Below are 25360 nucleotides of genomic sequence, written 5' to 3'. Positions count from 1 at the left end.
TCTAGAAGACCTGGGCCACGCGCGCTAGCGAGCCCCCGGTACTAGGCCCGCGGACTTCACCGCAGAGGCCTTGGCCGGACGGCCATAGAGGAGCTGGTAGGTGTTGTAGGAGCGCAGCACGCGCTTGATGTAGCCGCGCGTCTCCGCGATCGGCACCTCTTCCACCCACGCATCCAGCGGCATGCCCCTGCGCTCGGAGCGCCAGCGGTTCACCGCTCCGGCGCCGGCGTTGTAGCTGCCCACCGCGAACGGCGCGTTGCCGCCGAACTTCTTCACCAGCTCGCCCAGGTGGTGCGCGCCGATGCGGATGTTCATGTCCGGATCCAGCAGGGACTCCACGCGGAAGCGCTTGATCTTCAACTGTTGCGCGACCGCCTTCGCCGTGGTGGGCATCAGCTGGGTGAGCCCCAGCGCTCCCGCCCACGACAGGGCCTTGGGGTCCAGCGCGCTCTCCTCGCGCATTAGCGCCTGCAGGAGATCCGGCTCCACCCCGGCCTCCTTCGTGTGCTTCTCGATCAGCTCGCGGTACGCATTCGGATAGGCGATCTCCCAGACCGGCCGCGTCTCCGGAGTGATGCGGCCGCTGAGATCCCTGCGCAGGGACACGCGCGCCACGGCGTGCGCCGCGCGCTGGTCCCCCGCCATCGAGAGCAGATGAACGATGAGCCGCACGGGCTCGGTGGGCAGGCCGTTGCGGTTGACGGCGAGCAGCTCGGAGGACACGGCCTCGGGGAAGCCCAGGCGCAGCAGCTCCACGGCCGCCAGGAAGTGCGGATCCTTCTCCATGGCGGGACCGGTGTGCAGAGGCCACGGGCTGGCACGCTCCGCGGTGAACACCAGCTGCGGACCGATGCTCTCCAAGCGCTCCTTGTCCATCTCGCCCAGCTGCGCACGGGCCATCAGCCCGTAGTACGTGGCCGGGTGCTCCAGCGCGAGCCGCTCGAAGAGGGCCACGGCGTCCTTGCTGTTGCCGCGCTCCAGGAATGTCCGCGCCCGCCAGTACTGGGCCCGCTCCACGTCGTACGTCTCGTCCGCGTCAGCGAAGCGCTTCTCGATGCGCTCCAGGATGGGCAGCCCGCCGTCCGGCACCTTCGAGGTGCGTGCAATCCAGTACGCCTTGAAGAGCGCCTCGCCCAGGAAGTCGCCCTGCGGATAGTTCTTCTCCAGCTCCTGGAGCCGCTCCAGGGCCTGCCCCGGCCGATCCGTCTTCACGTACAGGTCAGCGGCGTAGAACAGCGCGTCGTCCGCGAAGGAGTGGCCGGGGAACTCGCGCGCGAGCCGCTCGTACGTCTCCGGGCCACGCTTCTGGTCCACGATGGAGCGCGAGGAGCCCAGCACGTACATGGCGCGCGGCAGCAGATCCGCATCCTGGCACTTGTCCACCACCGGCGTGAGCACGGAGATGGCCTTCGTGTGGTTGCGCTCCTTGCGCTGGCCCTTGCCGTAGGCGAAGTGCGCGCGGCAGGCGAGCGGATCCGGCAGCGCCAGCGCAGTCAGCAGCGGCTCCAGCACCGTGAGGCCCTGCTTGTTGCGGTGCAGCTCGATGAGCTGCTCGGCGCGCGCCACCTGGGCGTCCACCGGGGGCTTGATGCCCTTGAGCCGACGATCGGCCTGCTTGGTCAGCGGCGAGAGCGGGTACAGGGACCACAGCCGCCACAGCGCCTCCTGCTCGCGCTTGCGATCCTTCTTCTCCACCGCGATGTCGGCGATGGCCATGAGCGCCTCGGCACCCACGTTGCGGCCGAACAGCGGCGCGGGCCGATCCGCCAGCGGCGTGAGCGCGGCCATGGCCCCGTCGTAGTCCTTCTTCTTGCGCAGCACGCGCCCGAGCGCCAGCCGCGCATCCACGTACAGCTTCGAGTCCTGCGACACCTGGTCGAGCAGCTTCGCCGCCTCGTCGAAGCGGCTCAGATCCTCGAGCGCCATGCCCGCGTGCGTGAGGCAGCGATCCCGCAGCGCCGGGTAGTCCTCCGCCAGGGAGGCCATCTCGCTGGCCGCGCGGACATCATCTCCCGCGCGCACCGCGCTCAGCGCCCGCAGGTAACGCACCGGCGCCGAGTTGCCCTCGTCCTGCAGCAGCTCCCGGGCCTTCAGGTAGAAGCCCTTGTCGAAGGCGGCCTTGGCCTCCTTCTTCTTGCCCGCGGCGAAGTACGGCGTCAGCTCGTCCAGCCCGTAGGCCTTGCCGCGCGGAACCTCTGCCTTGGCCTCCTCCTTCTTGGCGGGAGGCGCCATCACCACGGGCAGCGGGAACGCGGGGTTGAAGATCTCCACGTAGCCGGGGGGCAGCGGTGCCGTCTCCGTGTCCGGGAGGGGACGCAGCTGCGCCTCGGGCGGCGCGCCGTCAGTGCGCGGCTGCGGAGCCGTGGCCGGGGCATCGGCCACCGGCTGGGCCGAGGCCAGCTGCGCGAAAGAAACGAGGGCAATCAGCGAAAGGGCGGATTTCATGGGGGCGGACACTGAGCCCTGGTGGATGTGCTCGGGCACGCCCGAGGACAACTGGGACCACTCAAAAAATTTCCGGACGTGGACACAGGTTAGACTGTTCTCCCGAACATGGACATCCGCACTCAGAGCGCCCTGCTTGCATCCCTCGTCGGCCTGGCGCTCGGGCTCGCCATGCTCTTGCGGCCGGGCCGCCCTCGGGTGGTGACACTGTATTCCGTCTTCGCCCTCACGGTGGCGGGGTACTACCTGGCGCTGTTCTTCGCGGGCATCTTCCCCGAGCCCGGCTGGGTGTCCAGAACGGCGGTGGGCGCCACCATCCTGTTCGCCTCGCTTGTCCCCCTGTCAGCCGTCTCTTTCTTCCTGGAGTTCCTGGGCGTCAGCAAAGAGGCCCATATGCAGGGCCGGCGGCTCGCCCTGCTCTCAGGCGTGTTCGGGCTGGCGGTGGCGGTGACGCCGCTGGCGCAGCAGAACTGGGCGCGCGTGGCGGTGAGCGTCTGGGTGCTCGGTACCCTGCTGACTTCGGTGAGCTTGCTGCTCAACCAGGTGCGCAGCCAGCAATCGCGCATCGAGCGGCTGCGGCTGATGTACCTGGCCCTGGGCGCAGGCGTCACCATCGTCCTCGCGGCCGTGGACCTCGTGGGCCGGCGCTACGACATTCCCCTGCCGCCGCTGGGGCCCATCTTCTCCACGATGTACCTGTTCTTCCTCTCCCAGACGCTGCTGCGGCTGCGGCTGATGGACCTGCACGAGCTGCTGGGGAAGATCGCCTCGCAGACGGTGCTGGCCTTCATCCTGGCCGCCGTCTTCACGGTGTTGACCGTGTGGGTGAAGGAGAACGCGAGCCTCTTCGTCTTCAACACGGTGGTGGCCGCCTTCGTCACCATCATCCTGATGGAGCCCCTGCGCGTGAAGGTGGACGAGCAGGTGGTGGCCATCTTCTTCCGCGAGCGCTTCGAGTTGCTGCGAGTGCTCGGGAACCTCCGGGCGCGCATGGCCACGGTGATCGACATCTCCGAGGTGACGCGGATGGTGCTGGACGCGCTCCACGAGACGGGCCGCGTCACCCATACCTCCGTGTACATGATGGCGGAGGATCGTCCGGGCTACCGGCTGCTGGACTCACGCGGCCCTCCGCCCGAGGGCTTCCTGGACACGGCGGCGGCGCGCGGCCTGCTGCTGGCGGCGGCCTCGGGGCAGAAGGCGGTGCTGCTGGAGAACGTGGACACGCGGCTGGCGGCGCTGCGAATGCACGCGGCCGAGGGCAAGCGCTTCCGGGACGAGCTCAAGCGCCTGCAGGACACGCGCGCCGCGCTGCTGCAGATGAAGTCCGGCATCTCCGTGCCGCTGGTGGGCAACGATCGGGTGATCGGCTTCCTGAACCTGTGGGACGAGCGCGTGCCGGAGGCCTACGCCTCGGACGAGATCGCCCTCATCCTCACGGTGGCCGAGCGCCTGGCAACGGTGCTGGAGAACTCCAAGCTGTATGAAAAGATCCGCGAGCGCGACCGCCTGGCGGCCCTGGGCGAGATGGCGGCGGGCCTGGCGCACGAGATCCGCAACCCCCTGGGGGCGATCAAGGGCGCGGCGCAGTGCCTGGATCCGAAGCGGCTCCCGGGCGAGGACGGCGAGTTCCTGGGCGTCATCGTCGAAGAGGTCAACCGCCTCAATGGCGTGGTGACGGCGTTCCTGGACTACGCTCGGCCGCTGAAGCAAAACTTTGGCCAGACGGACCTCAATGAGGTGGTGACCCGCACCATGCGCCTCATCCAGAACGATGTGCCCAAGCAGATCGAGCTGGCCGTCCAGTTGGACCTCACGGCGCCGCGCGTGGACGGAGATGCAGAGCAGCTCAAGCAGGTGCTCATCAACCTGGTCCAGAACGCGGTGCAGGCCATTGGGACTCCGGGCGGGCGCATCACCGTGGGCACCGTGAAGCAGGACCGCTTCGGAGACTTCCGCGGCGGCACCGTCAACGAGTTCGTCGAGGTTCACGTCTCGGACACCGGGCCAGGGATTCCGTTGGACCAGCAACAGCACATCTTCGTGCCCTTCTTCACCACGAAGGAAAAGGGTACAGGGTTGGGGCTGGCCATCTGCCAGCGCATCGTCAAGAATCACGGGGGGAGCATCGCCGTGCACAGCAAACCCGGCGAGGGGTGCACCTTCGTCATCCGCCTGCCCGCTCTCCCGGCGGAAGTACCGGGGGTAGAAACCGGCCCCACGGATGGTACGCCCTTCCCCTCGACTCGGCCGGCCCTGCCCCCTTCGCCACCTTCCCCTGAGGCCAGTCCCCGGCGTGAAAAGAAACGCAAGGCCGGGTGATACATGTTGGTTACACTGTTACATGGTAGGTCGTAGGCGAGGACCCCACCCATGGGGTAGATTCCTCCCCCGAAAAGAGTTCCGGAGAACCGCATGAGCAAGCCCATCCAAGTCCTCCTCACCGACGATTCCCCCACCATGCTCCAGGTCCTCACCCGGCTGCTGTCGGCACAGCCCGACGTGACCGTGGTGGGGACTGCGCGCGACGGCGAGGAGGCCGTGGCCCTGGCGCGCTCCCTCAAGCCGGACGTCATCACCCTGGACGTGCAGATGCCGGGCATGGATGGCCTGGGCGCCACCGAGCGCATCATGGCCGAGACGCCCTGCCGCATCCTCATGGTGTCCGGCGCCCCGGACACGGATCTGTCCTTCCGCGCGCTCCAGGCCGGAGCGCTGGAGGTGATCGCCAAGCCGCAGGGCTCTCCCGAGGATGTGGCGCGCTTTGGTGTACGCCTGCTGTCGGCCATCCGGTTGCTGGCGGAGGTGCCGCTGGTGACCAAGCGCCGTGAGGGCCACGCCAACCCGCCGCCGCTGCCCGCGGGCCGGCGCATCGGTGGCTTTGGGCTGTTCTCGTCCATCGGCGGGCCCACGGCGCTGGCCTCGCTGCTGTGGCTGCTGCCGCGCAGCCTGCCCTACCCCGTCTTCATCGCTCAGCACATCACCCCGGGCTTCACCGTGGGCCTGCACCGCTGGCTGTCCTCGCTGTCTCCGCTGCCGGTGGAGATTGCTCGCGCCTCGGAGCAGCCTCGGCCGGGCACCGTGTACCTGGCCCCGGATGGCCACCACCTGCGCGTGGGGCTCCAGGGCGAGATCGTCATCGAGAAGGCCTCGGGCACCACGTTCCCCTCGGGGGATCTGCTGCTGGCGTCCCTGTCCCGAGCCTATGGCCAGCACGCCGCGGGCGCGGTGCTCAGCGGCATGGGCGAGGAGGGCGCGGTGGGCCTGATGGCCATCAAGCGCGCGGGCGGGCTCACCTTCGCCCAGGATCCGGAGACGTGCCTGGTGCCGTCGATGCCGGAGGCCGCGCTGCGCAACAAGTCCACGGAGACGAAGGTGTCCCCAGAGGCGCTGGCCACCATCATCCGCCAGCTGGAGGGAATGTCGTCCTCGGGCGCTTGACGGGCTTCGGGGCTCACCTGTGCATGGCGTGAATCCGGTTTCTGGGGCAGTCTCGCCCCTGCCTCCGAGGTGCACACATGAGCTCCACCATCCGGGTCCTCATCGCTGACGACTCGCCCACCATGTTGAAGATGTACGCGGCGCTGCTGTCGTCAGCGGCCGACATCCAAGTGGTGGGCACGGCGAAGGATGGGGCCGAGGCCCTGGAGCTGGCACGCACGCTGCAGCCGGACGTCATCACCCTGGACGTGCGGATGCCGCGGATGGATGGCATCGAGGCCAGCTCGCGCATCATGACCGAGGCCCCCAGCCGCATCCTCGTCATCTCGGGGGCGGTGGATGCGGAGATGTCCTTCAAGGCGCTGCAGGCCGGGGCGCTGGAGGTCATGCCCAAGCCGCGCCCCAACCTGGAAGGGCTGGCCAACTTCGGGGTGAAGCTGATCCACATCATCCGGACCATGGCCGAGCTGCCGGTGAGCCAGCGGCAGGTGGCGCTGGCCCCCGCGCAGGCTCCGAGCCCGGTGGCCCCCGCGCCCCAGGGCGGGCGGGTGACAGGGTTTGGGCTGGTGGCCTCCACGGGAGGACCTCCGGCGCTCTGCCACCTGCTGTCGCTGCTGCCTCCGCAGCTGCCGTATCCGATCTTCATTGCCCAGCACGTGTCGGTGGGCTTCACCGCGGGCCTGTGCCAGTGGCTGGGCGCGGCGTCCTCGCTGCAGCTCGAGGTGGCGCAGACGGGCGTGCGGCCTCAGCCCGGCTACGTGTACCTGCCGCCGGACGGGCACCAATTCGAAGTCACACTCGCGGGGGATCTGCAGGTCGAGCCGATCCCCGTTGGCAAGGCCTCACTCGGAGACACGCTGTTGTCCTCGCTGGCGTTGGCCTATGGGGACCGGGCGGCGGGGGCAGTGCTCACGGGCATGGGCTCGGATGGGGCGGCAGGGCTGCTGGCCATCCGCAAGGCGGGCGGGAGGACCTTCGCGCAGAGCCCCGAGAGCTGTGTCGTCCCGGGAATGCCCGAGGCCGCGCTGCGCAGCGGCGCCACGGATCAGATGCTGTCGCTCGAAGCCCTGGCCGCGGCCATGCGCTCGTTCACGGGCGCGGCGCCCGTGACTCCGGCGGTTCGGAACTGAAACACGGCGGCAGGTGCCCTCGCTCAAGTGGTGGTCGGTTCACACTTCGCCACGGAAGTCACGACGGCCAGACCCTGATCATCGTTCTACTTGGGTAGGGGGGACGCCCATGTGGATCCAGGCTATTCATTCACCCTCCGCAGCGCTCTCGACGGCCCTCCGAGGTGCTCATGAATAGGCCAGTCCAGGTTCTCATCGCGGACGACTCGCCCACGATCCTGCGGATGTTCACCGGACTGCTGGCGGCGGCCCCGGACATCCGAGTGGTGGGCACCGCGAACGATGGGAAGGAAGCCGTGGCGATGGCGCAGGCGCTCCGCCCAGACGTCGTCACGCTGGATGTCCGGATGCCGCGGATGGATGGCATCAACGCCACCGAGCGCATCATGGCCGAGTCGCCCAGCCGCATCCTCGTCATCTCCGGGGCGGTGGACGCGGAGCTGTCCTTCAAGGCGCTGCAGGCCGGAGCCCTGGAGGTGATGCCCAAGCCCACGCCGGGCCGGGAGGGCCTGACGAGCTTCGGCCAGCAGTTGATCCACACGATCCGGACCATGGCGGAGGTTCCCTTGGGGAGCCGCAAGCCGCGGCTGAGCCACCCCACACCGCCGCCGGTGCTGCGCAGCGGGCGGGTGCACGGCTTTGGGCTGGTGGCCTCCACGGGAGGGCCTCCGGCGCTGGCGATGTTGCTGTCCCTGCTGCCGCCGAGCCTCCCCTACCCGCTCTTCATCGCCCAGCACGTGTCGGTGGGCTTCACCTCGGGGCTGCGCCAGTGGCTGAGCGCGGCTTCGGCGCTGGAGCTGCAAGTGGCGCGCACGGGCACGAAGCCCGAGGCGGGCCACGTCTACCTGCCACCGGACGGGCACCAGCTGCAGGTGCTCCCGACGGGGGAGCTGCAGGTGGAGCTGATCCACGGGCGGCAGTTGGCGATGGGAGACGCACTGCTGACCTCGCTGGCGCGGGCGCATGGCAACCGGGCGGCGGGGGCGGTGCTGACGGGCACGGGCTCGGATGGAGCGGCGGGGCTGCTGGCCATCCGCCGGGCGGGCGGGCTCACGTTCGTGCAGCCCCCGGAGAGCTGCGTCGCCCCTCACATGCCCCAGGCGGCGCTGCGCCTGGGCGCCGCGGAGTCCACGGTCACGGTGGAAGCCCTGGCCTCGGCGATGCGAGCGCTCTCGGGGGCGATACCTCCTACGCTGCCCGTGCATCGAAGCTGAAAGGAGCAGGCGGCCGCAGAGTCGTACCCCGAAAGTAGTACAGCCCATCTTCATGGCTTGCTGCATTCCTATGTCAATCACCTGACAGAGGAATGCCCATGCAATCCCAGAAGCCTCAAGCTCCGCAGGCCGCCCCGAAACCCGGGACGCCGTCGCGCAAAGTGCTCGTGGATGGCAACACCGTCGAGCTCGCCAAGAAGCTAGGGCTCTCCGTCGAGGAGTACCTCGATCGCGTGGTGCGCTTCTTCCTCCACCCGCCGCAGGAACCGGCGCTGTCGGTGGTGGCGGCGCCGGAGCCTCAGCCCCCGGTGCGCCGGGAGCCGCCAGAGCCCCGGGCGGCGGCGGAGTCCCCTCCCCTGCGGAGCGCCTCTCATCGCAAAACGGGTTGAGGGCGCTCTCAGCTCCAGAGCTTGGAGCGCAGGAAGAGGACCAGGGCGATGCCTGCGGCCGCTCCTGCGATCTGCACGGCGTTGGAGGCCACCATCCATCTCTCGCCCGGCCGCGGCTTGCCGGCGGCGTTGAGCGTAACGGTCGCGAGGGCTGACACGCCGACGTGGATGCATTCGAGCACGGTGAGGGCCACCGACCCCCAGAAGCCGATCCTCGCGCCGAGGGCCCAGACTCCCGAGAACCACGGGAGGAAGAGCACGCTGATGCCGATGATGGCCACGAAGCTGGCGGAGTGTTGAACGACGCCGGCGAACGTCTGGCGGGGGGTGAGCTCGGCAGGCTGGGTGGCGGAGTCCGTGGACATGTCGGCCCCAGCCTACCAGCCCTGCGAGGCGCCTTCACCGGAGTGAAGGACCGACGGAGTCCTCCTCCTGCCTCAACCCAACAGAGTGGGTTTATGTCATAAGACCCATGCGGTAGGTTTCCTTCCGGCGCTCTGCCTTGGCTGGAGGAGTTCTCTTGAGTGATGACGTGGTGGGCCTCGTGAAGTCCCAGGTGCTGGCGGCGGGTTCGACCCTGGGCCCGTGGCTCCTCCTGCAGCGCGTCGACTCCGGGAGCTATGGCGTGGTGTTCCGGGCCCGGCGAGCCGATGATCCCTCGGCTCCTCCCGTGGCCCTGAAGGTGGCCAAACAGGCAGACGACCCGCGCTTCGAGCGAGAGGCGCACATCCTCCAGCTGATTCAGCACCCCAGTGTTCCGCGCTTCTACGAGCTCGGGAGCTGGACCTCACCGGATGGCCATAGCTACCCGTTTATCGTGATGGAGTGGGTGGATGGCACCACCCTCTACGAGTGGTTCCGCCAGAAGCCGCGCTCCAACCGGGAGGTGCTGCGGGTGCTGGCGCCGGTGGCCCGCGCCCTGGAGGCCCTGCATGCCCGAGGGGTGATCCACCGGGATGTCAAAGGCGACAACATCCGCGTCACCCCAGAGGGGCGGGCGGTGCTGCTTGACTTCGGCGCAGCGTGGTTCCCGGAGGCTCGGGCCCTCACCGACACCCTCGTGCCGCCGGGCACCACGCCCTACCGCGCGCCTGAACTGCTGCGCTTCATGTGGAAGTACCGCAAGGATCTCGAGGCCCGGTGGGAAGCGCGCCCTTCAGATGACCTGTATGCCTTGGGGGTGACGGCGTACCGGCTGGTGACCGGAAGCTATCCTCCTCCTGTCTCCGAGACTCGCGCCGAGGAGCCACGCAAGCTGCTGCGCCCCAGCGAGTTCGCGGCAGTCGCGCCGGAGTTGGAGGGCACCATTCTCCGCCTGCTGGCGGAGGATCCGCGGGACCGCGGCACCACTGCGCAGATCGTCCGGGCGCTGGAACGGGCCGCAAACCAAACAGACCGGCGGGTGGATGCCCTCATTGTCCAGACTTCGGCAGCCGTCCCCACGGAGCACGAGGTTCCTCGCAAGCTCACGCCTTCGAATCACTCCAGAAAGAGGGGCAGTGCACGGCCCTCGACGGAGCGCGAACGCCCTGCCCTCCGCAACACCTTTCCGCTCTGGCTCTCATGGGCCACTGCGAGCGTGGCAGGCGGGCTCTTGGTGTTCGCAGTGACGGAGTTCCGGCATGGCGGAAACTCACCGGAGCCTGTGCCTCTTCCCATTACGGAGGAGCATCACGTGCCGCCGATGGATGCACCGGACGCGGGCGTGGGGGAGGAGGCCCTCTTGTCGGTGGTGCAAGCGCCTCCAGTGCTTTCTGCGACTTCCGTGGTGGGGCTTCCGATGCCCAAAGCTCCGCAGCCGGGGCAGAAGAAGCCGCCCTGCGATACTGACTATGAACTCGAGGCCCTGGGGGCCTGCTGGTTCATCTCGAAGAAGGACCCGCCCTGCGGTGCGGGTGCTTACGAGTACGACGGCAAGTGCATCCGCGCGACGTTCGATGCGCCACGTTCACCCACGTCCGGAGAACCCTGACCTCGTTCCCGCACCGCCCCTCTTCGATAAAAGAACGTGGAATGAGCTTCCGAACTTGCAGCCCACTCCGCCAAGCCATTGCCGTTGCCGTCGTCGTCGCTGGGTGCGCCACCTCTCAAGAGGCGCCTGAGACCTACGCTTGGGCGCCTGTGCGCCCACCCGCCGTGCCCGGCACGGGCCTGCCCACCCCCGGGCAGCCAGGGCAGGTTCGCCCCCAGCCCCTGCCACCGAGCCCGCACAAACGCGTGTTGCCGCCCACCCGGGAGCCGGGACTTTGGGCCGGAGACGCGCCTCGGGCCTCGCAGGAACCGGAGGCGAACGCCACACCAAAGAGGTCCAGTGCGAACAGGAGGGACCCGCCTGCCCCGGTGACGGCGGAGCGCCGCCGCCCAGAGTGCGAGCCCATCCCAGTGCCGCACGCGGGCGAAGATGACCCGCATAACCAGTGCGCCGATCAGTTCCCGCCGAACCGCTACCCCGGCAATGACGTACTCGTTGACGGCAAGCGCTTTGATGCGCTGCAAGTCGGCGTGCGTGTGCTGTGGGAGATCAAGACCCATCGATTTGACACGTACAACGCCTTCATCCGGCGGCAGACGATTCTGGAGCAAGTGCCGTTGTTGCAGGAAGAGCGAGACAAAGCGGAGGCATGTGGCTATGGCTTTGTCGTTGGGGTGAGCACCCAAGAGCACAAGAACGCGTTGCTCGAGCGGGATTTCACCCTCAACATTGTCGTCACGGGGTGCAAGCGATGACCCAGCAGAGAACCCTGATCCTCATCGTCTACGCGCCTGCGCTTGTGGGCGACGACGGTCGCACGCTCGCAGTCGTCCACGGAATCGAACGGGCGCTCCCCGGTGTGCGCTTGGAATGGGAGCTGTCAAAGGCGGGGCGACCCATCGCGTTGCCGCAACGCGATGGGTGGCTCGCTGAGGCGAGCGCGCGCGGGAAGCTCCCTCTGCTGTGCAACGGCGACGAGAGCTACCCCGTGACGGTGACGGGGTGGGGAAGACCTGCGCGCCTCAGCGCGGGCGGCCAGTCCCAATTTGAAGTCCACGCAGAGCTGCCGCTGGATGCGGCCAGCATCGCAGCGGCGGCGGATGTGCTGGAAGGCGTGGCGGAAGGCGCACGCGCGTTCTGGGGGCGCATGTTGCCGGACGGCGTGGCGCCGGAGATGGCGAAACAAATTCGCCACTCGATGGATCAGCCGCATGTCCCGCCCCGGAGGCTCCCAGCGCTCAACCTCCCCCAGCACATTCGCTTGCCAGCGATTCCTCATCACCTCGGGTGGCTGAACTACTGGTCGGCAGCCGCTGCACAAGCCATCGGGTTCCCCGACCCTGCCCGCGATGCGGATTTGCTCTCTCGGGCGCGGCGCACTGCAACGGGCGGGTGGGTCGTTCGGCTTACGGAGACGCCGCTCGACCTCGACAACCCCGCGCACCTGGAGGCGCTCTTGCGCGCGTATGAGCGCTTCCCGGAGATTGGCGGGCGCGTGACTCCGGGCTGAGTGAGGCTGCTATCCGGGGACTTGTGAGCCTGTCCGTCACGCACCGCGGACATGAATGGAGATGATGCCCTCGGCCTGCTCCAGCCCCTCGACCAGCTTGTCCGGTGTGACCGAGGCCGGAATCTGCGCGTCCAGAGTCACCGTGGTGTGCCGCTCCCCCGAGAAATGGCGCTCGTACTCGATGTCCAACACGCGCACATCGAGGCCCTGAAGTAGCGCCGTGACTTGATGGATCCCCGTCCCTGGCGAGACCACCAGGGCAAGCCGACGCCGCACCAGGGCATCGTCCTTGTCCTCGAAGCGGCGAAGGAACGTGAGCGCGATCAGCCCCAGCACCGTCACGAAGCTGGCCTCCCAGTACATCCCCGAGCCCGCCGACAGCCCGATCGCCGTCACCAGCCACAATCCCGCAGCCGTGGTCAGCCCCTGCACCGTCGCCCCCGTGCGCAGGATGGCACCTCCCGCCAGGAAGCCGATGCCCGACACCACCGAGGCCGCGATGCGGGACGCGTCAACCTCCACCCCGCCTCCAGGCTCGAAGCCCTGGAAATAAGCGAACTGGGAGGAGACGACCATGAAGGTCGCCGAGGTCATCGACACGAGCAGGTGCGTGCGCAGCCCTACCGGCCGCCGATGCCGGTCCCGCTCATACCCGATGGCGCCTCCCAGGAGCGCACCCGCCGCGATCCGTCCCAACATCTCGAAGTGCGAGAGCATCCGCTTGCTATCGCACCGATTGGCGGCTCGCTCAATGGGGCCACCCCCGTTCGCGGACTGCGTGTACGCCTCTATACGCCGCGCAGCCGCTCCACCCCCAGCTCCCTCAGCAACTGCTTCACGCGCACCCGGACTTCCTCCACCACCTGATGAGACCGCGCCGACTCAAGCCCCGCCAACGCCGGGAGCTCCCAATGGACATGGACGACGTCAACCAGCGCCTGCCAGTCGCGCGCAGAGCCCAGCGTGATGAACAGATCGGCATCGTCCAGCGCCTCTGGGAGCGGAACGACGGCATGCCGTTCCAGGAGTTCACCGGTGATCTCCGTGAGCGTGGCTCTCGGTGGGTTGGGCCAGGAGAAGACGGGCATGCCGATCACCGAGGCGGTCGCCAGGGTGTTCACCAGGTACGTGATGCCCACCATGCCGCCCGAGAGCCGCTCCCCCACGAGGCGGGACCCCACGATCGTCGCCAGCAGCAGCGCCGTCCCAATGAACTCGACGGCCATCCGCTTGGAGACAGAGACGGGGACGGCTGCGGGAGGAAGGCTCATGGGCGCGGGCCTGTCAGCACTTCATCCCAGGGACGCGGAGGCCGCGGCCAGCTTCTCCTGCGCCACCTCCCACTCCATATAGAGCGTCTCCAGCGCCTCCTTGCCCGCCCGGTGGGTGTCCATCAGCGGCTTGGCCCGCGCGAAGTCGTTGTAGAGCGCCGGATCCGCCAGCTGCGCCTCGCGCTCCTTCTGCTCCGCCTCCAGCTTCGAGATCCGCTCCTCGATCCGGGCGATCTCCTTCTTGATCGGCCCCTCCACCACGCTCCGGCGCTGGCGCGCCTCCGCCTCCATCCGCTTGCGGTCCTTCTCCGTCAGCGCCACCGGAGCCGCCTTCTCCGTCCCCTTCCCCTTCTCCCCGGCCTCCGCCGCAGCCTCCGCCGCCAGCCGCACCTGCTCCTGGTGGTACAGGTACTCGTCCAGGTTCCCCGTGTGCGGCACCACCTTCCCCTCCACCACGTCCCACACCTGGCTCGCCAGCCGGTTCACGAACGCCCGGTTGTGCGACACGAACACCAGCGTCCCCCCGTACTTCGACAGCGCATCGATCAGCATCTCCGTCGAGTCCAGGTCCAGGTGGTTCGTCGGCTCGTCCATCAGCAGGAAGTTCGACGGCCGCAGCAACAGCTTCGCCAGCGCCACGCGCGCCCGCTCGCCTCCGGACAGCACGCCAATCGGCTTGTCCACGTCATCGCCCGAGAACAGGAACGCTCCCAGGACCCCGCGCACGAAGCTCTCCGGCTTGTCCGCCGCCAGCGGCCGCACCTCTTCAATGATGGTGTTCCGCTTGTCCAGCGTGTCCGCGTGGTGCTGCGCGTAGTACCCCATCACCACGTTGTGTCCCAGCTTCACCTGGCCCCCGTCCGGCACCAGCTCCCCCGCCATGATCTTCAGCAGCGTCGTCTTACCGGCGCCGTTCGCGCCAATCACCGCGATCCGCTGCCCCCGCTCCACCCGCGCGTCCAGCCCCGAGTACACCACGTGGCTGCCGTAGCTCTTCTGGATCCCCTCCAGCATCGCCACGTCCCGCCCCGAGCGCTCCACCTCCGGGAACCGGAAGTGCACCGTGTCGCGCTCCTCCAGCAGGTGCACCTCCTCCAGCTTCGCCAGCATCTTCGCGCGGCTCTGCGCCTGCGTGGCCTTGCTCGCCTTCGCGCCGAACCGATCGATGAACGCCTGCAGCTCCGCCCGCCGAGCCTCCACCTTCGCCGCCCGAGCCCGCAGCAGCTCCATCTCCTCGGCCCGCTGGCGCTTGTAGGCGTCGTAGTTGCCCACGTACGTGCGCAGGCCCTCGATCTCCAGCGCCAGCACCCTCCCCACCTGCCGATTCAGGAAGTCCCGATCGTGCGAAATGAGGATCAGCGCCTTGTTCGACCGCTTCAGGAAGCCGTCGAACCACGTCAGCGTGGGCACATCCAGGTGGTTGGTGGGCTCGTCCAGCAGCAGCAGGTCCGGATCCTGGAGCAGCAACCCCGCCAGCGCCGCGCGCATCCGCCACCCGCCCGACAGCGCCCCCGTGGGCTTGGCCAAGTCCGCGTCCCGGAAGCCCAGGCCCTTGAGGATCCGCTCGGCGTGGTGCCGGCCGTAGTGGTCCTCGAAGTGATCCAGCTCCGCGTGCAGGTCCGCCAGTTCCTGGGACAGCTCCAGCTGGGTCTCCTCGTCCGGGGCCTCAGCGAGCGCCTTCTCGGTGCTCTTCAGCCGGGCCTCCAGCGAGTCGCGGCCCGGCACGGTGCTCAGCACCGCCTCCACCACCGTCCCGGAGGGAAGCCCCGCCAGTTCCTGCGGCAGGTAGCCGATGCGCGTCCCTCGGGCGAACGTCAGCGTTCCCGAGTCCGCGTGCTGCGCGCCCGCGATGATCTTCATCAACGAGCTCTTGCCCGTCCCGTTCGCTCCCACCAGGCCTACCCGATCCCGGGGGCCGATCGTGAAGCTGGCGTCGTCGAAGAGGACCTTCTTCCCGTAGGAGAGGCAGACATCCTGGGCGATGAGGAGGCTCATGGCGGCTGGGGGATGTAACAGCCCGGAGCGCCGCCGGGAACAGGATGATTGCCTGCTTGCCCCCCAACCGCCGCTCTACCCCCTTGGGACCCTAGCCACGGCTTGCCTATACTCCGCGGCCAATGGCCTCCCCTTGTCCCCACTGTGGTAGCACCGAAGGACCCGATCATCTCTGTGCTGGCGCCAGCCTGGCCTTGGTGGGGACGGTCCTCGACGGCCGCTACAAAATCGAGAGCGTGCTGGGCCAAGGCGGCATGGGCATGGTCTTCCGGGCCACGCAGACCTCCGTCGGGCGTCCCGTCGCCGTCAAGACGCTGAACCCGGCCCTGGCCGCCGCCCCCACCTTCTTCGAGCGCTTCCGCCGCGAGGCCGAGGTCGCCAGCCGCCTGCACCACCCGAACGTCATCACCATCTATGACTTCGGCCGCGCCCCGGACAAAACCTGCTACTACGTGATGGAGCTCCTCGAGGGCGAGAGCCTCAAGGAGATCGTCAAGCGCGACGGGCCCATGTCCCTGCGCCGCGCGGTGAACATCCTGGAGCAGGCCGCCCGAGGCCTCGCCCACGCGCACGAGCAGAACGCCGTCCACCGCGACCTCAAGCCGCACAACATCATGGTGCAGCAGCTCGACGGGAAGGACTTCGTCAAGGTGCTGGACTTCGGCCTGGTAAAGGCCCTGGAGCAGGACGAGGAGGAGCAGCTCACCTCCACCGGCCAGGTGCTCGGCACGCCCCAGTACATGCCGCCCGAGCAGGCCGGCGGCGAGGTGGTGGATCAGCGCTCCGATCTCTACTCGCTCACGGGCGTGCTCTACTTCTGCCTCACGAACACCTCGCCCTACGGCGCCAACACCGTCCGCAAGGCGCTCACCGCGGCGCTCACGCAGACAGTGCCCCCGGTGCACAGCAAGCGCCAGGGCGCCCCCGTGCCTCCCGAGATCGACGCCTTCATGCAGAAGGGCCTCGCGCGCGAGAAGGAGGACCGCTTCCAGTCCGCCGAGGAGTTCATCGACGCGATGCTCGACGCGGTGGCCGATCTGCCCGCCGAGCAGTTGGACGCGCGGCCCTCGGGCGGTGCCCCGGGACGCGACGGCGGTGGCAGTGGCAGCCGGCCCAGCGTCTCCGGAGCGCGCAGGGCCGCAGGAAGCGCCAGTGCCCGGCCCTCTCGCGCCTCCATGCCCCGAGGCTCGGCCCCCTCCAATGTGCTGGTGTCCAAGAGCGCCGCAGGAAGCGCGCCGTCCGCCGCCAGCCGCGCTCGCCCCGCTGTCAGTGGGTCCTCGCAGCGCGCGGCTCCGCCTCCGCCCGCTCCGCCCCCTGAGCCCGAAGGAATGTCCACGGGCAAGAAGGCCGCGCTGATTGGCATCCCCGTGCTCCTGCTCGCGGCAGGCGGTGCGGTGCTCGCGCTGAAGCCGGGAGGCGGTGGCTCGCAGCCCCCACAGGTGGTGGAGATCCCCCGCACGGAGACACTCACGCCGGTCCAGGCCAAGCCGCCGCCCCTGGAAGCCCCGAAGCCGCAGCCTCCGGCCGTCGCCTCCGTGGTCCTGGTGAAGTGCACCTCCTCGCCCACTGGCGCTGCCATCCTCAACGAGGACGGCGTGCAGATCGGCACCACGCCGCAGGACCTGAATCTCCCCCGAGACAAGAAGCACACGCTCACGTTCCGGCTCTCGGGCTACCAGGACGCGGATCGCCCGCTCGACTTCAGCGTCTCGGCCAGCGACTCCATGCAGGTGGACGTGTCGCTGACGGCGGTGGCCAAGCCCGCGCAGGCGGGGGGCGGCAAGAAGACCCCCAAGCAGACCGGCGGCGGCTCCGACATCTCCGTCTTCGAGTAGCCCTCCTGCCTACCTGGGCACCCCTCGCTGGGCCGGTCTCCCACCGGCCCGGCAAGCTGGTTTGTGCCCATATTATTCAGTCTTTTCAACCCTTTGCATGTAGCTGGGGGCAAGCCAATTTACCCCCCAGGGCTCGCCATTAGACTTCGGGGCCCCTTGGGGACCCGATGCTCCAACCTTCCCAGATCACCTTCCGAGAAAAGACCCTGGCCGACCCGCACGAGGCGGCCGACTCCCCGCGCCGTCCCGAGCGCGAGGCACTGCTCCAGGCCCGCATCAAGGACCTGAGGCTCCACCTGAAGGGCACGGCCCTCGAGCGCTACATCCAGCAGCTCTACAGCGAGCTGGAGAGCAAGGCCATCTCGTTCCGGCCGGAGTGCTACCTGTCGGATCAGTGGGGCTGCCCGTCCGGCGTGCCTGTCATCGGGCTGCCGTTCTACCTGGCGGACCCTCGCCTGCACTCCATCGAGGCGGAGCTGAGCGGCGACGCGGAGACGGAGCGCGAGATCCTCATGTACCTGCGCCACGAGGCCGGGCACGCCTTCAACTACGCCTATCGCCTCTACGACACGGACGAGTGGCGGAAGATTTTCGGGGACTACTCCAAGCCCTACGACGAGACGTACAAGCCGCGCCCGTTCAGCCGGAAGTACGTGGTGCACATCTCCGGCTGGTACGCGCAGAAGCATCCGGACGAGGACTTCGCCGAGACGTTCGCGGTCTTCCTGACGCCCGGCCTGGACTGGCGCAAGCGATACGCGGGCTGGGCCGCGCTCAAGAAGCTCGAGTACATGGAGAAGGTCATTCAGCGCGTGGGACGCACCTCGCCGCTGGTGCAGCTGGCCGAGCGTGATCTGGACGTGGAGGACATGGAGGAGACGGTCCTCGATCACTACCGCCAGCGCCAGCTCGAGGAGCGCGTGGAGCTGTCGCTGCGCGAGCACCTGGATCAGGATCTGCTCGGCCTGTTCGAGCCGCCCGACACGGCGCCGGCCAGCGCGGAGACGCTCGTGCGTGCCGAGCGCCAGTCGCTCATCCAGGCGGTCACCCAGTACAGCGGCGTGGGCCGTCCGGTGGTGCTGGCGCTGGTGGAGCACCTCATCGAGCGCACCACGGCGCTGCGGCTGAGCATCCACCTGGACAAGACGCGCGAGTACCTCACCAAGCTCACCTCGCTGGCGACAGCGCTGGCGATGAACTACCTCTACACGGACCGCTTCTTCGAGGTGGACTGATCACCGCCGGGCAAAAGTACGGAGCCGTTCGCGTGCCTGGGTGCACGGCGCGCGGTGACGCCTTACACTTGAAGGGCCATGCCCGTTCCGCCCTTGAAGATCGCCGTGCTTCACTACCAGCCGGACGGGGAGCCCGTGGACCCCGTCGTGACCCAGGTGGCCGAGTCGCTGCGGCAGCTGGGCCATGAGGCCTCGCTGATCGCCGTGAGCGACGGCGTGTCGGACATCCTCCAATCGATCGCCCGGTCGAAGTGCGACCTGGTGTTCAACCTCTGCGAGACGTTCGCCGAGGACTACCGGATGGAGGTGAACGTCGCGGCGCTGATGGAGATGGCGCGGGTGAAGTTCACCGGCTCGGGGACGGCGGGGCTGCTGCTGGCGCAGGACAAGATCCTCACCAAGCAGCTGCTCGAGTACCACGAGATCCCCACCGCGGACTTCGCCACCTTCGACGGCGTCACCGTGGAGACCCACGGAGACTTGGAGTTCCCGCTCATCGTGAAGCCCTCCCGGAGCGACGCCTCCATTGGCATCGGCAAGAAGTCGCTGGTGCACAACTGGGAGGACCTGACGCGCCGGGTGCAGGAGATCCGCAAGGAGCTGCAGGACGAGGCGCTCGCGGAGGAGTTCATCGAGGGGCGCGAAGTGTATGTGGGGGTGATTGGCCCCAAGGAGATGCCGGAGATCCTCCCCATCGTGGAGCTGGACTTCGGCAACTGGGACAAGAACAAGCCCACCATCTCGGACCGGGAGGTGAAGTTCGGCCCGGAGACGGAGGGCTCGCCCAAGCTCGTCATCGCCCAGAACATCTCGCCGGAGCTGCGCCAGCGGGTGGAGCGGGCGGCGCTGCTCGCCTACCGGGGGCTCAAGCTCCAGGACTACGCGCGCATCGACCTCCGCATCTCGAAGGAGGGGGACCCCTACGTCCTCGAGGTGAACCCGAACCCCTACCTGGAGGACAAGAGCGAGCTGGCCATGGGCGCCCGGGAGAAGGGCATGTCCTACCTCCAACTCGTGGGGCGCATCCTGGAGTCCGCAGCGAAGCGCTACGGGATGCTGTCCAAGCCGGAGAAGGCCTCCGCCTCGGAGAAGGCCGCCGCAGCCCCGAAGGCCGAGCCTTCCCAGAAGTCCGAGCCCACGGCGGCTCCCCCCGCGAACGCCACGGGTTGACGCGGCATGGCAAGCGTGCAGCCCACCCGGGGAGTGTCCCTCCCCTGGGTCCTGCGTGCCTCCTCTCGCGCGGGGTGCGATTCCATGTAAAAGGGGCCCGCTGGCGCGGTGACGCGGCCGGCATCCATCTCTTGAGGACTCACCGATGGCTGAAGTCACCCTGGATCTGCGCGACCGGCCGAAGGCGGAAGCGTATGCGGAGCTCAAGCAGCACGTGGAGGCGGTGCTGGAGGGCGTTGACGACGACATCACCGCCATGGCGACGATGAGCTGCCTGCTGCACCACGCGTTCGGTCACCTGTGGACCGGGTTCTACCGGGTGGTCCAGCCGGGCAAGCTGCTGCGCGTCGGCCCCTACCAGGGCACGCTGGGGTGCCTGGAGATCACCTTCGGCAAGGGCGTGTGTGGCGCCTCGGCGGCCACGCGCGAGACGGTGGTGGTACCGGACGTACACGCCTTCCCGGGCCACATCACCTGCGATGGGCGCTCGGTGTCGGAGATCGTTGTGCCGGTGTTCGGGCCCAACCGCGAGCTGATGGCGGTGCTGGACATCGACTCCGAGCACAAGGCCACGTTCGACGACGTGGACAAGCGGGAGCTCGAGAGCCTCATGGGCTGGTTCTCGCGCAAGCGCTAGCCGCATTGCCTGTTGGCAGGCGGCACGGAGGCTGGTATCCAGCACTCCAGTAAGGGGAGTAGTTCGCGCCGGAAACCATCGGCGCCGGGGAGCTCGACACACTGGCTGGTAACAGCCCGGGCCCTCACCTCGCTGTGCGAGGCGAACGAGACCTTCGGACAGGGAAACCTGGCCGAGGCTCGTGCGCGCGCAGTGCTCCCACGACACCTCGGCCTCGACAAGGGAGTGTCGTGATGGAAGCCGTGGTGAGTTCTTTCCTCCTCGTCGCCGCCAGTGAGATGGGCGACAAAACCCAGCTGCTCGCGTTCTCGCTGGCCTCCCGGTTCCGCAAGCCGTGGGTGGTGATGGCCGGAATCCTCGCGGCCACCCTGGCCAACCACGCGCTGGCCTCCAGCGTGGGCACGTGGGTGTCCTCGCACGTCTCCCCGCGGATCATGGCGGCGGTGCTGGCGGCCACCTTCATCGGCTTCGGGCTGTGGACGCTCAAGCCGGACACGCTCGAGGAATCCGAGAAGCCGCCGCGCTTTGGCGCCTTCCTCACCACGGCGATCCTCTTCTTCCTGGCGGAGATGGGAGACAAGACGCAGCTGGCCACCGTGGCCTTGGCCGCGCGCTACCAGTCCGTGCTCCTGGTGACGGCGGGCACGACGCTGGGGATGCTCTTCTCGGACGGGCTGGCGGTGTTCCTGGGCGACAAGCTCGCGGGCAAGGTGCAGATGAAGTGGCTGCGGTGGGTCGCCGCCTCGCTCTTCTTCCTGTTCGGCGCGGTGTCGCTCTGGAGCGCGGTGCGAGGCCCGTAGCCACACTCAAGGCTCCGGCGGCGTCCACTCGGGCAGCACCACGAAGAAGGTGCTGCCCTCCCCTTCCTCGGAGACGAAGCTCAGGGTGCCCTCCATCCGCGCCACGAGCGCCTGGGTGATGGACAGCCCCAGCCCCGTGCCCCCCTTGCGGCGGGTGTCCGAGCCGTCCGCCTGGGCGAACTTATGGAAGATGCGCGAGCGGAAGGACTCGGGGATGCCCGGCCCGTGATCCTCCACGCTGACGCGCAGGCCGCCCGGCAGCCGCGCCAGGCGGACCTGCACCGTCTCGCCCTGGGGAGAGAACTTGATGGCGTTGGACAACAGGTTGGCCATGACCTGGAGGAAGCGGTCCGCATCCACCAAGGCCCGCGCCTCGGAGTCCAGTGCCACCACCAGCTTCACGCCGTACTGCGCCGCGTAGCCCCGCTGCGCGACGACGGCCTGGGTGACCAGCTCGCCCAAGGGCAGCGGCTCCCGCTTGAAGGAGAGCTGGCCCGTCTCCAGCCCCTCCAGATCCAGGATGTCGTTGATGAGGCGCAGCAGCCGATCGCTGTTGTCCTGGGCGATCCAGATGAGCTCCTCGGCCTCCGCGGGCAGTGGACCCGCGATGCCGCCCTTCAGCAGCCCCAGCGCCCCGCGGATGGACGTCAACGGCGTGCGCAGCTCGTGGCTCACCGTGGAAACGAACTCGTCCTTCAGCTGCTCCACGCGGCGGTGCTCGCTCTCCAGCTGCTTCTGCTCGGTGATCTCCCGGGCCACCGAGTAGAAGACACACTCGGCGGGATTGAAGATGAAGTTGCTCTGGAGCCAGCGCCAGGTGCCAGCGCGGTCGCGAATGCGGCACTCGACACTGGGGAGTGGCCTGCCCTCGATGGCCCGCTGTCGAGCCTCGAGCACCTGGGGGAGATCCTCCGGGTGGAACAGCTCGCGCAACCGGATGTCCCTCAGCTCCGTGGTGGAGTAGCCCAAGGTCCGGCTCCAGGAGACGCTGCAGCGCAGCAGCCGGCTCTCGAGGTTGGTGATGCTGAGCATGTCCGCCGACAGCTCGAAGAAGTGATCCAGCTGCTTGACGGCGGCCTGGGCCTCCTGGAGCGCCTTCATGGACAGCTCCAGCTCCGTCCACGCGGACAAGTCCCTCAAGGCGCGACGATCCTCCTCACTGAATTCGCGGGTCTTGTAGTCGACCACGCACAGCGTCCCGACAAGCCTTCCGTTGGGCGCCCTCAGCGGCTGGCCCGCGTAGAAGCGGACGTGGGGCGCGTCCAGGACATTCGGGTTGTCCAGGAAGCGAGGGTCCAGGGTGGCGTCCGGCACCACCAGCATCTCGGAATGGAGAATGGCGTGGCCGCAGAACGAGGTGTTGCGAGGCCCCGACAGCTCCGCGATCCCGTACCGGGCCTTGAACCACTGCCGGTCCTTGTCCACCAGCGACACCAAGGCGATGGGCACCTGGAAGAGCCGTACCGCCATCCGGACGATGCGGTCGAACCGCTCCTCCGGCGGGGTGTCCAGCACGCACAGATCCCACAAAGCCTTGAGGCGCTGGGCTTCATCCGCCGGAATGGAAGGTGCTGGCATGCAGGGGCCTCCCTAGAGCATGCCACCTCAAAAGCAGCTTCGTGAAGCTGCCCCTCCGGTCATGTCATCCCCGCGTCAAAGCGACGGCAAGCTCTCCGGCGAAGCGCGAGTTGTTGGCCAGGAGGGCCAGGTTGGCCTTCAGGCTCTGGCCTCCCGTGCGCCGGGCCATGTCCCCGAGCAGGAACGGGGTGACGGCCTTGCCTCGAATACTTTGGCGCTCGGCCTCGGCGAGCGCGGAGGCGATGTGCCGCTCCACGTCCTCCCGAGGCAGGGCCGCCTCGTCGGGTGGCGGAAGCGCGAAGACGAGCCCCCCCTGCCCCAGCTCGCCCCGGGCGCGGACGATGCGAGCGGCCGTGACGGCGTCCTCGACCCGGTGCTCCAGCGGCATGCCCGAGCTGCGGCTATAAAAGGATGGGAGCTCGCTGGTGCGCACGCCGATGACGGGCACGCTCGCGGTCTCCAGGGCCTCCATCGTCTTGGGCAGATCCAGGATGGACTTGGCGCCGGCGCACACCACGGCGACGGGGTAGCGGGCCAGCGCGCCAATGTCCTGGGAGATGTCCCAGTGCTCGCTGACGCCCCGGTGGACACCGCCCAGGCCGCCGGTGGCGAAGACGCGGATGCCGGCGGCGGCGGCCAGCTCACAGGTGGCGCTCACGGTGGTGCCCCCCGAGGCCTTCAAGGCGATGGCCACGGGCAGATCGCGCGAGCCGAGCTTCATCAGCTTCTCCTTGCCCTCGGCGAGCCGGAGCATGGCGGCCTCCTCGAGACCGATCCACACCTCGCCATCCACCACGGCGATGGGAGCGGGCACGGCACCGGCGCTGCGAACGGCCTCCTCGCAGGCGCGCGCGGCGCGGAGGTTGTCCGGGTAAGGCAGGCCTTGGGCCACCACGCTCGTCTCGAGCGCCACCAGCGGCGCCTTCGTGTCCAGGGCGCGACGCACCTCGTCGGAGTAACGGAAGCTCATGGGGGGCATCTACGCTGCGGGGGCACGGGGGGACAAGCGGGATGGTGCCCTCACTGTCGCCGCCGTGGCTTCTCCAACTGGATGGCGTACTCCTCGATCTTCTTGTCCAGCGTGGGGCGGCTGATGCCGAGCTGCTCGGCCGCGCGGATCTTCCGGCCTCCCGCGGACTGGAGCGCCTCGACGATGGCCTCCCGCTCCAGGCGTTCGACCATCTCCTGCAGGCTGCGAGGCTTGGCCTCCGCCGAGCCCTCCTGGATCTCCGGAGGCAAGCGCAGCGCGTGCACCTCGCGGCCGGAGTACAGCCGCCCGAGCCGCTCTGCCACCAGCTTCAGCTCGCTCACGTTCTGTGGCCACGCGTAGTCCACGAGGAGGCGCTTGGCCCCCGGGCTGAGCACCGGAGGTGGCTTCCGGGTGGCTTGGGCGCCCCGGGCGGCGAAGTGCTCGAACAAGGCGCTCAGATCGGCGCGGCGCTCGCGCAGGGGCGGCACCTCGATCTCCAGTCCGGACAGCGCCATGGCCAGGGCGGGATCCAGCCCGCCCTTGGCGGCCAGGAGCTGCGTGGGCTCGATCGCAGTGGCGATGAGGCGCAGATTGACAGGCTCCTCGCCTCCTTGCCGGGCCGGAGCCACCTTGCGCGCGAGCAGCCGCACCAGCCGCTCGACCGTGGCGCCCGAGAGCCCCTCCACGTGCTGGAGCAGCAGCGTCCCTCCATCCGCGCGCAGGAGCGCGGACGAGCGCGGCGGAAGCCCGGGAGCACTCGCGCGGCCAAAGAGGAACTCCTCCACGGCAGGCCCCGGCAGACGGCAGTCCACCGCCACCAGCGGCCCCAGCGCCCGAGGGGAGTGCACATGGATGAACCGGGCCAGGAGGCTCTTCCCACTTCCGGGGGCGCCGGAGATGACCACGGGAGCGGCGCTGGCAGCCGCGCGCCGGGCCTGCTCCACCATGCGGCGGAACGGCCGGGACGTGCCGACGAGCTGAACGGGGGCCTGCTCTTCCTCCATCCGGGAGTGCATGGCGGTGTACGCCTCGCCGCCCATGCGCCCCAGCGCGGCCACGATGCCCGCATCCTTCGCACTGAAGCGCGGCTCATCACACGCCACATACAGCAGTCCGAACGGCATGCCTCCGGCGGCCACCAAGGGAGCACAGAGGGCATTGGCCGTGGAAACGACCTCCTTCTGCTCCAGCGCCAGGCTCGCCATGACGCGCGGAACCTCCACAGAGGCCGTGCCTGACACCGCCGCGGTGAGCAACCCACCCTGCCCTCCGAGCAGCGCCGCGGCCCGATCCGCGCTCAAGGCATGAAGGGCCTCGTCCACCAACCGCCGCAGCACCATGGCCTCGCTGGTGGCGCCCAGCAGGGCCACCCCAGCGGACAGCAGAGCCGCCTCGGGCCCCACGTGCGGCAGTACCTCGGCGATGGGGACATGGCGGGCATCGAGCGGCGCCTGCTCCGTCAAGGCGGCCTGGGTGAGCGGCTCGTAGAGGGCGGTCGTCTCTCCCACCTGGATGCGATCGCCGGGCACCAAGCGCGCCTCGCCCTGGAGGCGCTCTCCGTTGACGAGCGTGCCGTTGCGCGAGCCCAGATCCCGGACGCGCATCTGCCCTTCGCTCAAGAAGATGTGGGCGTGCCGCCGGGACACCTTGTCGTCGTCGAGCTGGATCTCGCACGACGGGCTGCGGCCAATGGAGACGTCCGAAACCACCTCATAGCGGCGGCCGGCGGAGGGACCGGAGAGCAGCAGCAGGGCTGGCATGGAGCGCG

21 protein-coding genes are annotated in these 25360 nt (G+C 68.7%); 13 read left to right on the top strand and 8 right to left on the bottom strand.

Annotation, left to right across the window (positions count from 1 at the left end):
• Window positions 1–24 precede the first annotated feature (24 nt).
• On the bottom strand, window positions 25–2445 hold the full coding sequence (locus DB31_RS06900; RefSeq protein ID WP_044186087.1) for a transglycosylase SLT domain-containing protein: 2421 nt from the start codon (window positions 2443–2445) through the stop codon (window positions 25–27).
• 108 nt (window positions 2446–2553) lie between these two features.
• On the opposite strand from DB31_RS06900, the gene DB31_RS06895 reads away from it, so the two are divergent.
• From DB31_RS06895 to DB31_RS06875, 5 genes are all read left to right on the top strand, one after another.
• A complete protein-coding gene (locus DB31_RS06895; protein ID WP_044184264.1) occupies window positions 2554–4767 on the top strand; it encodes a sensor histidine kinase in 2214 nt (737 codons plus the stop codon).
• Window positions 4768–4860: 93 nt separating this feature from the next.
• A complete protein-coding gene (locus DB31_RS06890) occupies window positions 4861–5886 on the top strand; it encodes a chemotaxis protein CheB (protein WP_044184260.1) in 1026 nt (341 codons plus the stop codon).
• A 77-nt stretch (window positions 5887–5963) separates the two neighbouring features.
• Window positions 5964–7016 (top strand): chemotaxis protein CheB, encoded by a 1053-nt coding sequence (locus DB31_RS06885; protein WP_044184258.1) that lies wholly within the window; start codon window positions 5964–5966, stop codon window positions 7014–7016.
• A 170-nt stretch (window positions 7017–7186) separates the two neighbouring features.
• On the top strand, window positions 7187–8230 hold the full coding sequence (locus DB31_RS06880; RefSeq protein WP_044184252.1) for a chemotaxis protein CheB: 1044 nt from the start codon (window positions 7187–7189) through the stop codon (window positions 8228–8230).
• A 98-nt stretch (window positions 8231–8328) separates the two neighbouring features.
• On the top strand, window positions 8329–8619 hold the full coding sequence (locus DB31_RS06875; RefSeq protein ID WP_044184249.1) for a hypothetical protein: 291 nt from the start codon (window positions 8329–8331) through the stop codon (window positions 8617–8619).
• A gap of 8 nt (window positions 8620–8627) precedes the next feature.
• On the opposite strand, the gene DB31_RS06870 is transcribed toward DB31_RS06875, so the two are convergent.
• Window positions 8628–8984: a hypothetical protein gene (locus DB31_RS06870; RefSeq protein WP_044184247.1), complete on the bottom strand. Its 357-nt coding sequence runs from the start codon at window positions 8982–8984 to the stop codon at window positions 8628–8630.
• 155 nt (window positions 8985–9139) lie between these two features.
• On the opposite strand from DB31_RS06870, the gene DB31_RS06865 reads away from it, so the two are divergent.
• The 3 genes from DB31_RS06865 (at window position 9140) to DB31_RS06855 (ending at window position 12101) form a co-directional block, all read left to right on the top strand.
• Window positions 9140–10591, top strand: a complete 1452-nt coding sequence (locus DB31_RS06865; protein ID WP_169787015.1) for a serine/threonine protein kinase — start codon at window positions 9140–9142, stop codon at window positions 10589–10591.
• Window positions 10592–11001: 410 nt separating this feature from the next.
• Complete coding sequence (locus DB31_RS51505; protein ID WP_420806669.1) at window positions 11002–11346, top strand: DUF6310 domain-containing protein; 345 nt, start codon at window positions 11002–11004, stop codon at window positions 11344–11346.
• Window positions 11343–12101, top strand: a complete 759-nt coding sequence (locus tag DB31_RS06855; RefSeq protein WP_044184242.1) for a DUF5953 family protein — start codon at window positions 11343–11345, stop codon at window positions 12099–12101. The genes DB31_RS51505 and DB31_RS06855 overlap by 4 nt, the downstream gene beginning before the upstream one ends.
• Before the next feature lie 36 nt (window positions 12102–12137).
• Here DB31_RS06855 and DB31_RS06850 read toward each other — a convergent pair whose 3' ends face one another.
• The 3 genes from DB31_RS06850 to DB31_RS06840 form a co-directional block, all read right to left on the bottom strand.
• On the bottom strand, window positions 12138–12818 hold the full coding sequence (locus DB31_RS06850) for an MgtC/SapB family protein (protein ID WP_044184239.1): 681 nt from the start codon (window positions 12816–12818) through the stop codon (window positions 12138–12140).
• A gap of 71 nt (window positions 12819–12889) precedes the next feature.
• Window positions 12890–13372 (bottom strand): hypothetical protein, encoded by a 483-nt coding sequence (locus tag DB31_RS06845; RefSeq protein WP_044184237.1) that lies wholly within the window; start codon window positions 13370–13372, stop codon window positions 12890–12892.
• A gap of 21 nt (window positions 13373–13393) precedes the next feature.
• On the bottom strand, window positions 13394–15367 hold the full coding sequence (locus tag DB31_RS06840; protein ID WP_044184234.1) for an ABC-F family ATP-binding cassette domain-containing protein: 1974 nt from the start codon (window positions 15365–15367) through the stop codon (window positions 13394–13396).
• Window positions 15368–15489: 122 nt separating this feature from the next.
• On the opposite strand from DB31_RS06840, the gene DB31_RS06835 reads away from it, so the two are divergent.
• The 5 genes from DB31_RS06835 to DB31_RS06815 all read left to right on the top strand — a co-directional run bounded on the left by DB31_RS06835 (window position 15490) and on the right by DB31_RS06815 (window position 21044).
• The gene (locus DB31_RS06835; protein ID WP_075305903.1) at window positions 15490–17202 is read left to right on the top strand and encodes a serine/threonine protein kinase; all 1713 of its coding nucleotides are present in this window, start codon (window positions 15490–15492) and stop codon (window positions 17200–17202) included.
• 167 nt (window positions 17203–17369) lie between these two features.
• On the top strand, window positions 17370–18437 hold the full coding sequence (locus DB31_RS06830; RefSeq protein ID WP_240486569.1) for a putative zinc-binding metallopeptidase: 1068 nt from the start codon (window positions 17370–17372) through the stop codon (window positions 18435–18437).
• A gap of 78 nt (window positions 18438–18515) precedes the next feature.
• The gene (locus DB31_RS06825; RefSeq protein WP_044184232.1) at window positions 18516–19607 is read left to right on the top strand and encodes a D-alanine--D-alanine ligase family protein; all 1092 of its coding nucleotides are present in this window, start codon (window positions 18516–18518) and stop codon (window positions 19605–19607) included.
• 145 nt (window positions 19608–19752) lie between these two features.
• Complete coding sequence (locus DB31_RS06820) at window positions 19753–20244, top strand: GAF domain-containing protein (RefSeq protein WP_044184229.1); 492 nt, start codon at window positions 19753–19755, stop codon at window positions 20242–20244.
• 233 nt (window positions 20245–20477) lie between these two features.
• Window positions 20478–21044 carry a TMEM165/GDT1 family protein gene (locus DB31_RS06815; RefSeq protein ID WP_044184227.1) on the top strand — a complete coding sequence of 189 codons (567 nt, stop codon included), beginning with the start codon at window positions 20478–20480 and terminating at the stop codon, window positions 21042–21044.
• Between the two features lie 6 nt (window positions 21045–21050).
• Here DB31_RS06815 and DB31_RS06810 read toward each other — a convergent pair whose 3' ends face one another.
• The 3 genes from DB31_RS06810 to DB31_RS06800 all read right to left on the bottom strand — a co-directional run bounded on the left by DB31_RS06810 (window position 21051) and on the right by DB31_RS06800 (window position 25352).
• Window positions 21051–22622 (bottom strand): GAF domain-containing sensor histidine kinase, encoded by a 1572-nt coding sequence (locus tag DB31_RS06810; RefSeq protein ID WP_044184224.1) that lies wholly within the window; start codon window positions 22620–22622, stop codon window positions 21051–21053.
• A gap of 64 nt (window positions 22623–22686) precedes the next feature.
• Window positions 22687–23592, bottom strand: a complete 906-nt coding sequence (locus DB31_RS06805) for a pseudouridine-5'-phosphate glycosidase (protein ID WP_044184222.1) — start codon at window positions 23590–23592, stop codon at window positions 22687–22689.
• Window positions 23593–23642: 50 nt separating this feature from the next.
• Window positions 23643–25352, bottom strand: a complete 1710-nt coding sequence (locus DB31_RS06800; RefSeq protein WP_044184219.1) for a sigma-54-dependent Fis family transcriptional regulator — start codon at window positions 25350–25352, stop codon at window positions 23643–23645.
• Between the last annotated feature and the right edge of the window lie 8 nt (window positions 25353–25360).

The sequence above is a fragment of the Hyalangium minutum genome, from assembly GCF_000737315.1.
Classification (GTDB): Bacteria; Myxococcota; Myxococcia; order Myxococcales; family Myxococcaceae; genus Hyalangium; species Hyalangium minutum.
Note: the sequence above shows the minus strand (reverse complement) of the source record. Positions and strands in the feature narration are given on the sequence as shown.

What these genes read in the sequence shown, in the direction of transcription:
- DB31_RS06875 (WP_044184249.1), top strand. Translation starts at nt 8,329, where the DNA reads ATGCAATCCCAGAAGCCTCAAGCTCCGCAGGCCGCCCCGAAACCCGGG.
- DB31_RS06820 (WP_044184229.1), top strand. Translation starts at nt 19,753, where the DNA reads ATGGCTGAAGTCACCCTGGATCTGCGCGACCGGCCGAAGGCGGAAGCG.
- DB31_RS06835 (WP_075305903.1), top strand. Translation starts at nt 15,490, where the DNA reads ATGGCCTCCCCTTGTCCCCACTGTGGTAGCACCGAAGGACCCGATCAT.
- DB31_RS06805 (WP_044184222.1), bottom strand. Translation starts at nt 23,592, where the DNA reads ATGAGCTTCCGTTACTCCGACGAGGTGCGTCGCGCCCTGGACACGAAG.
- DB31_RS06825 (WP_044184232.1), top strand. Translation starts at nt 18,516, where the DNA reads ATGCCCGTTCCGCCCTTGAAGATCGCCGTGCTTCACTACCAGCCGGAC.
- DB31_RS06840 (WP_044184234.1), bottom strand. Translation starts at nt 15,367, where the DNA reads ATGAGCCTCCTCATCGCCCAGGATGTCTGCCTCTCCTACGGGAAGAAG.
- DB31_RS06815 (WP_044184227.1), top strand. Translation starts at nt 20,478, where the DNA reads ATGGAAGCCGTGGTGAGTTCTTTCCTCCTCGTCGCCGCCAGTGAGATG.
- DB31_RS06895 (WP_044184264.1), top strand. Translation starts at nt 2,554, where the DNA reads ATGGACATCCGCACTCAGAGCGCCCTGCTTGCATCCCTCGTCGGCCTG.
- DB31_RS06900 (WP_044186087.1), bottom strand. Translation starts at nt 2,445, where the DNA reads ATGAAATCCGCCCTTTCGCTGATTGCCCTCGTTTCTTTCGCGCAGCTG.
- DB31_RS06810 (WP_044184224.1), bottom strand. Translation starts at nt 22,622, where the DNA reads ATGCCAGCACCTTCCATTCCGGCGGATGAAGCCCAGCGCCTCAAGGCT.
- DB31_RS06855 (WP_044184242.1), top strand. Translation starts at nt 11,343, where the DNA reads ATGACCCAGCAGAGAACCCTGATCCTCATCGTCTACGCGCCTGCGCTT.
- DB31_RS06885 (WP_044184258.1), top strand. Translation starts at nt 5,964, where the DNA reads ATGAGCTCCACCATCCGGGTCCTCATCGCTGACGACTCGCCCACCATG.
- DB31_RS06850 (WP_044184239.1), bottom strand. Translation starts at nt 12,818, where the DNA reads ATGCTCTCGCACTTCGAGATGTTGGGACGGATCGCGGCGGGTGCGCTC.
- DB31_RS06830 (WP_240486569.1), top strand. Translation starts at nt 17,370, where the DNA reads ATGCTCCAACCTTCCCAGATCACCTTCCGAGAAAAGACCCTGGCCGAC.
- DB31_RS06880 (WP_044184252.1), top strand. Translation starts at nt 7,187, where the DNA reads ATGAATAGGCCAGTCCAGGTTCTCATCGCGGACGACTCGCCCACGATC.
- DB31_RS06845 (WP_044184237.1), bottom strand. Translation starts at nt 13,372, where the DNA reads ATGAGCCTTCCTCCCGCAGCCGTCCCCGTCTCTGTCTCCAAGCGGATG.
- DB31_RS06890 (WP_044184260.1), top strand. Translation starts at nt 4,861, where the DNA reads ATGAGCAAGCCCATCCAAGTCCTCCTCACCGACGATTCCCCCACCATG.
- DB31_RS06800 (WP_044184219.1), bottom strand. Translation starts at nt 25,352, where the DNA reads ATGCCAGCCCTGCTGCTGCTCTCCGGTCCCTCCGCCGGCCGCCGCTAT.
- DB31_RS06870 (WP_044184247.1), bottom strand. Translation starts at nt 8,984, where the DNA reads ATGTCCACGGACTCCGCCACCCAGCCTGCCGAGCTCACCCCCCGCCAG.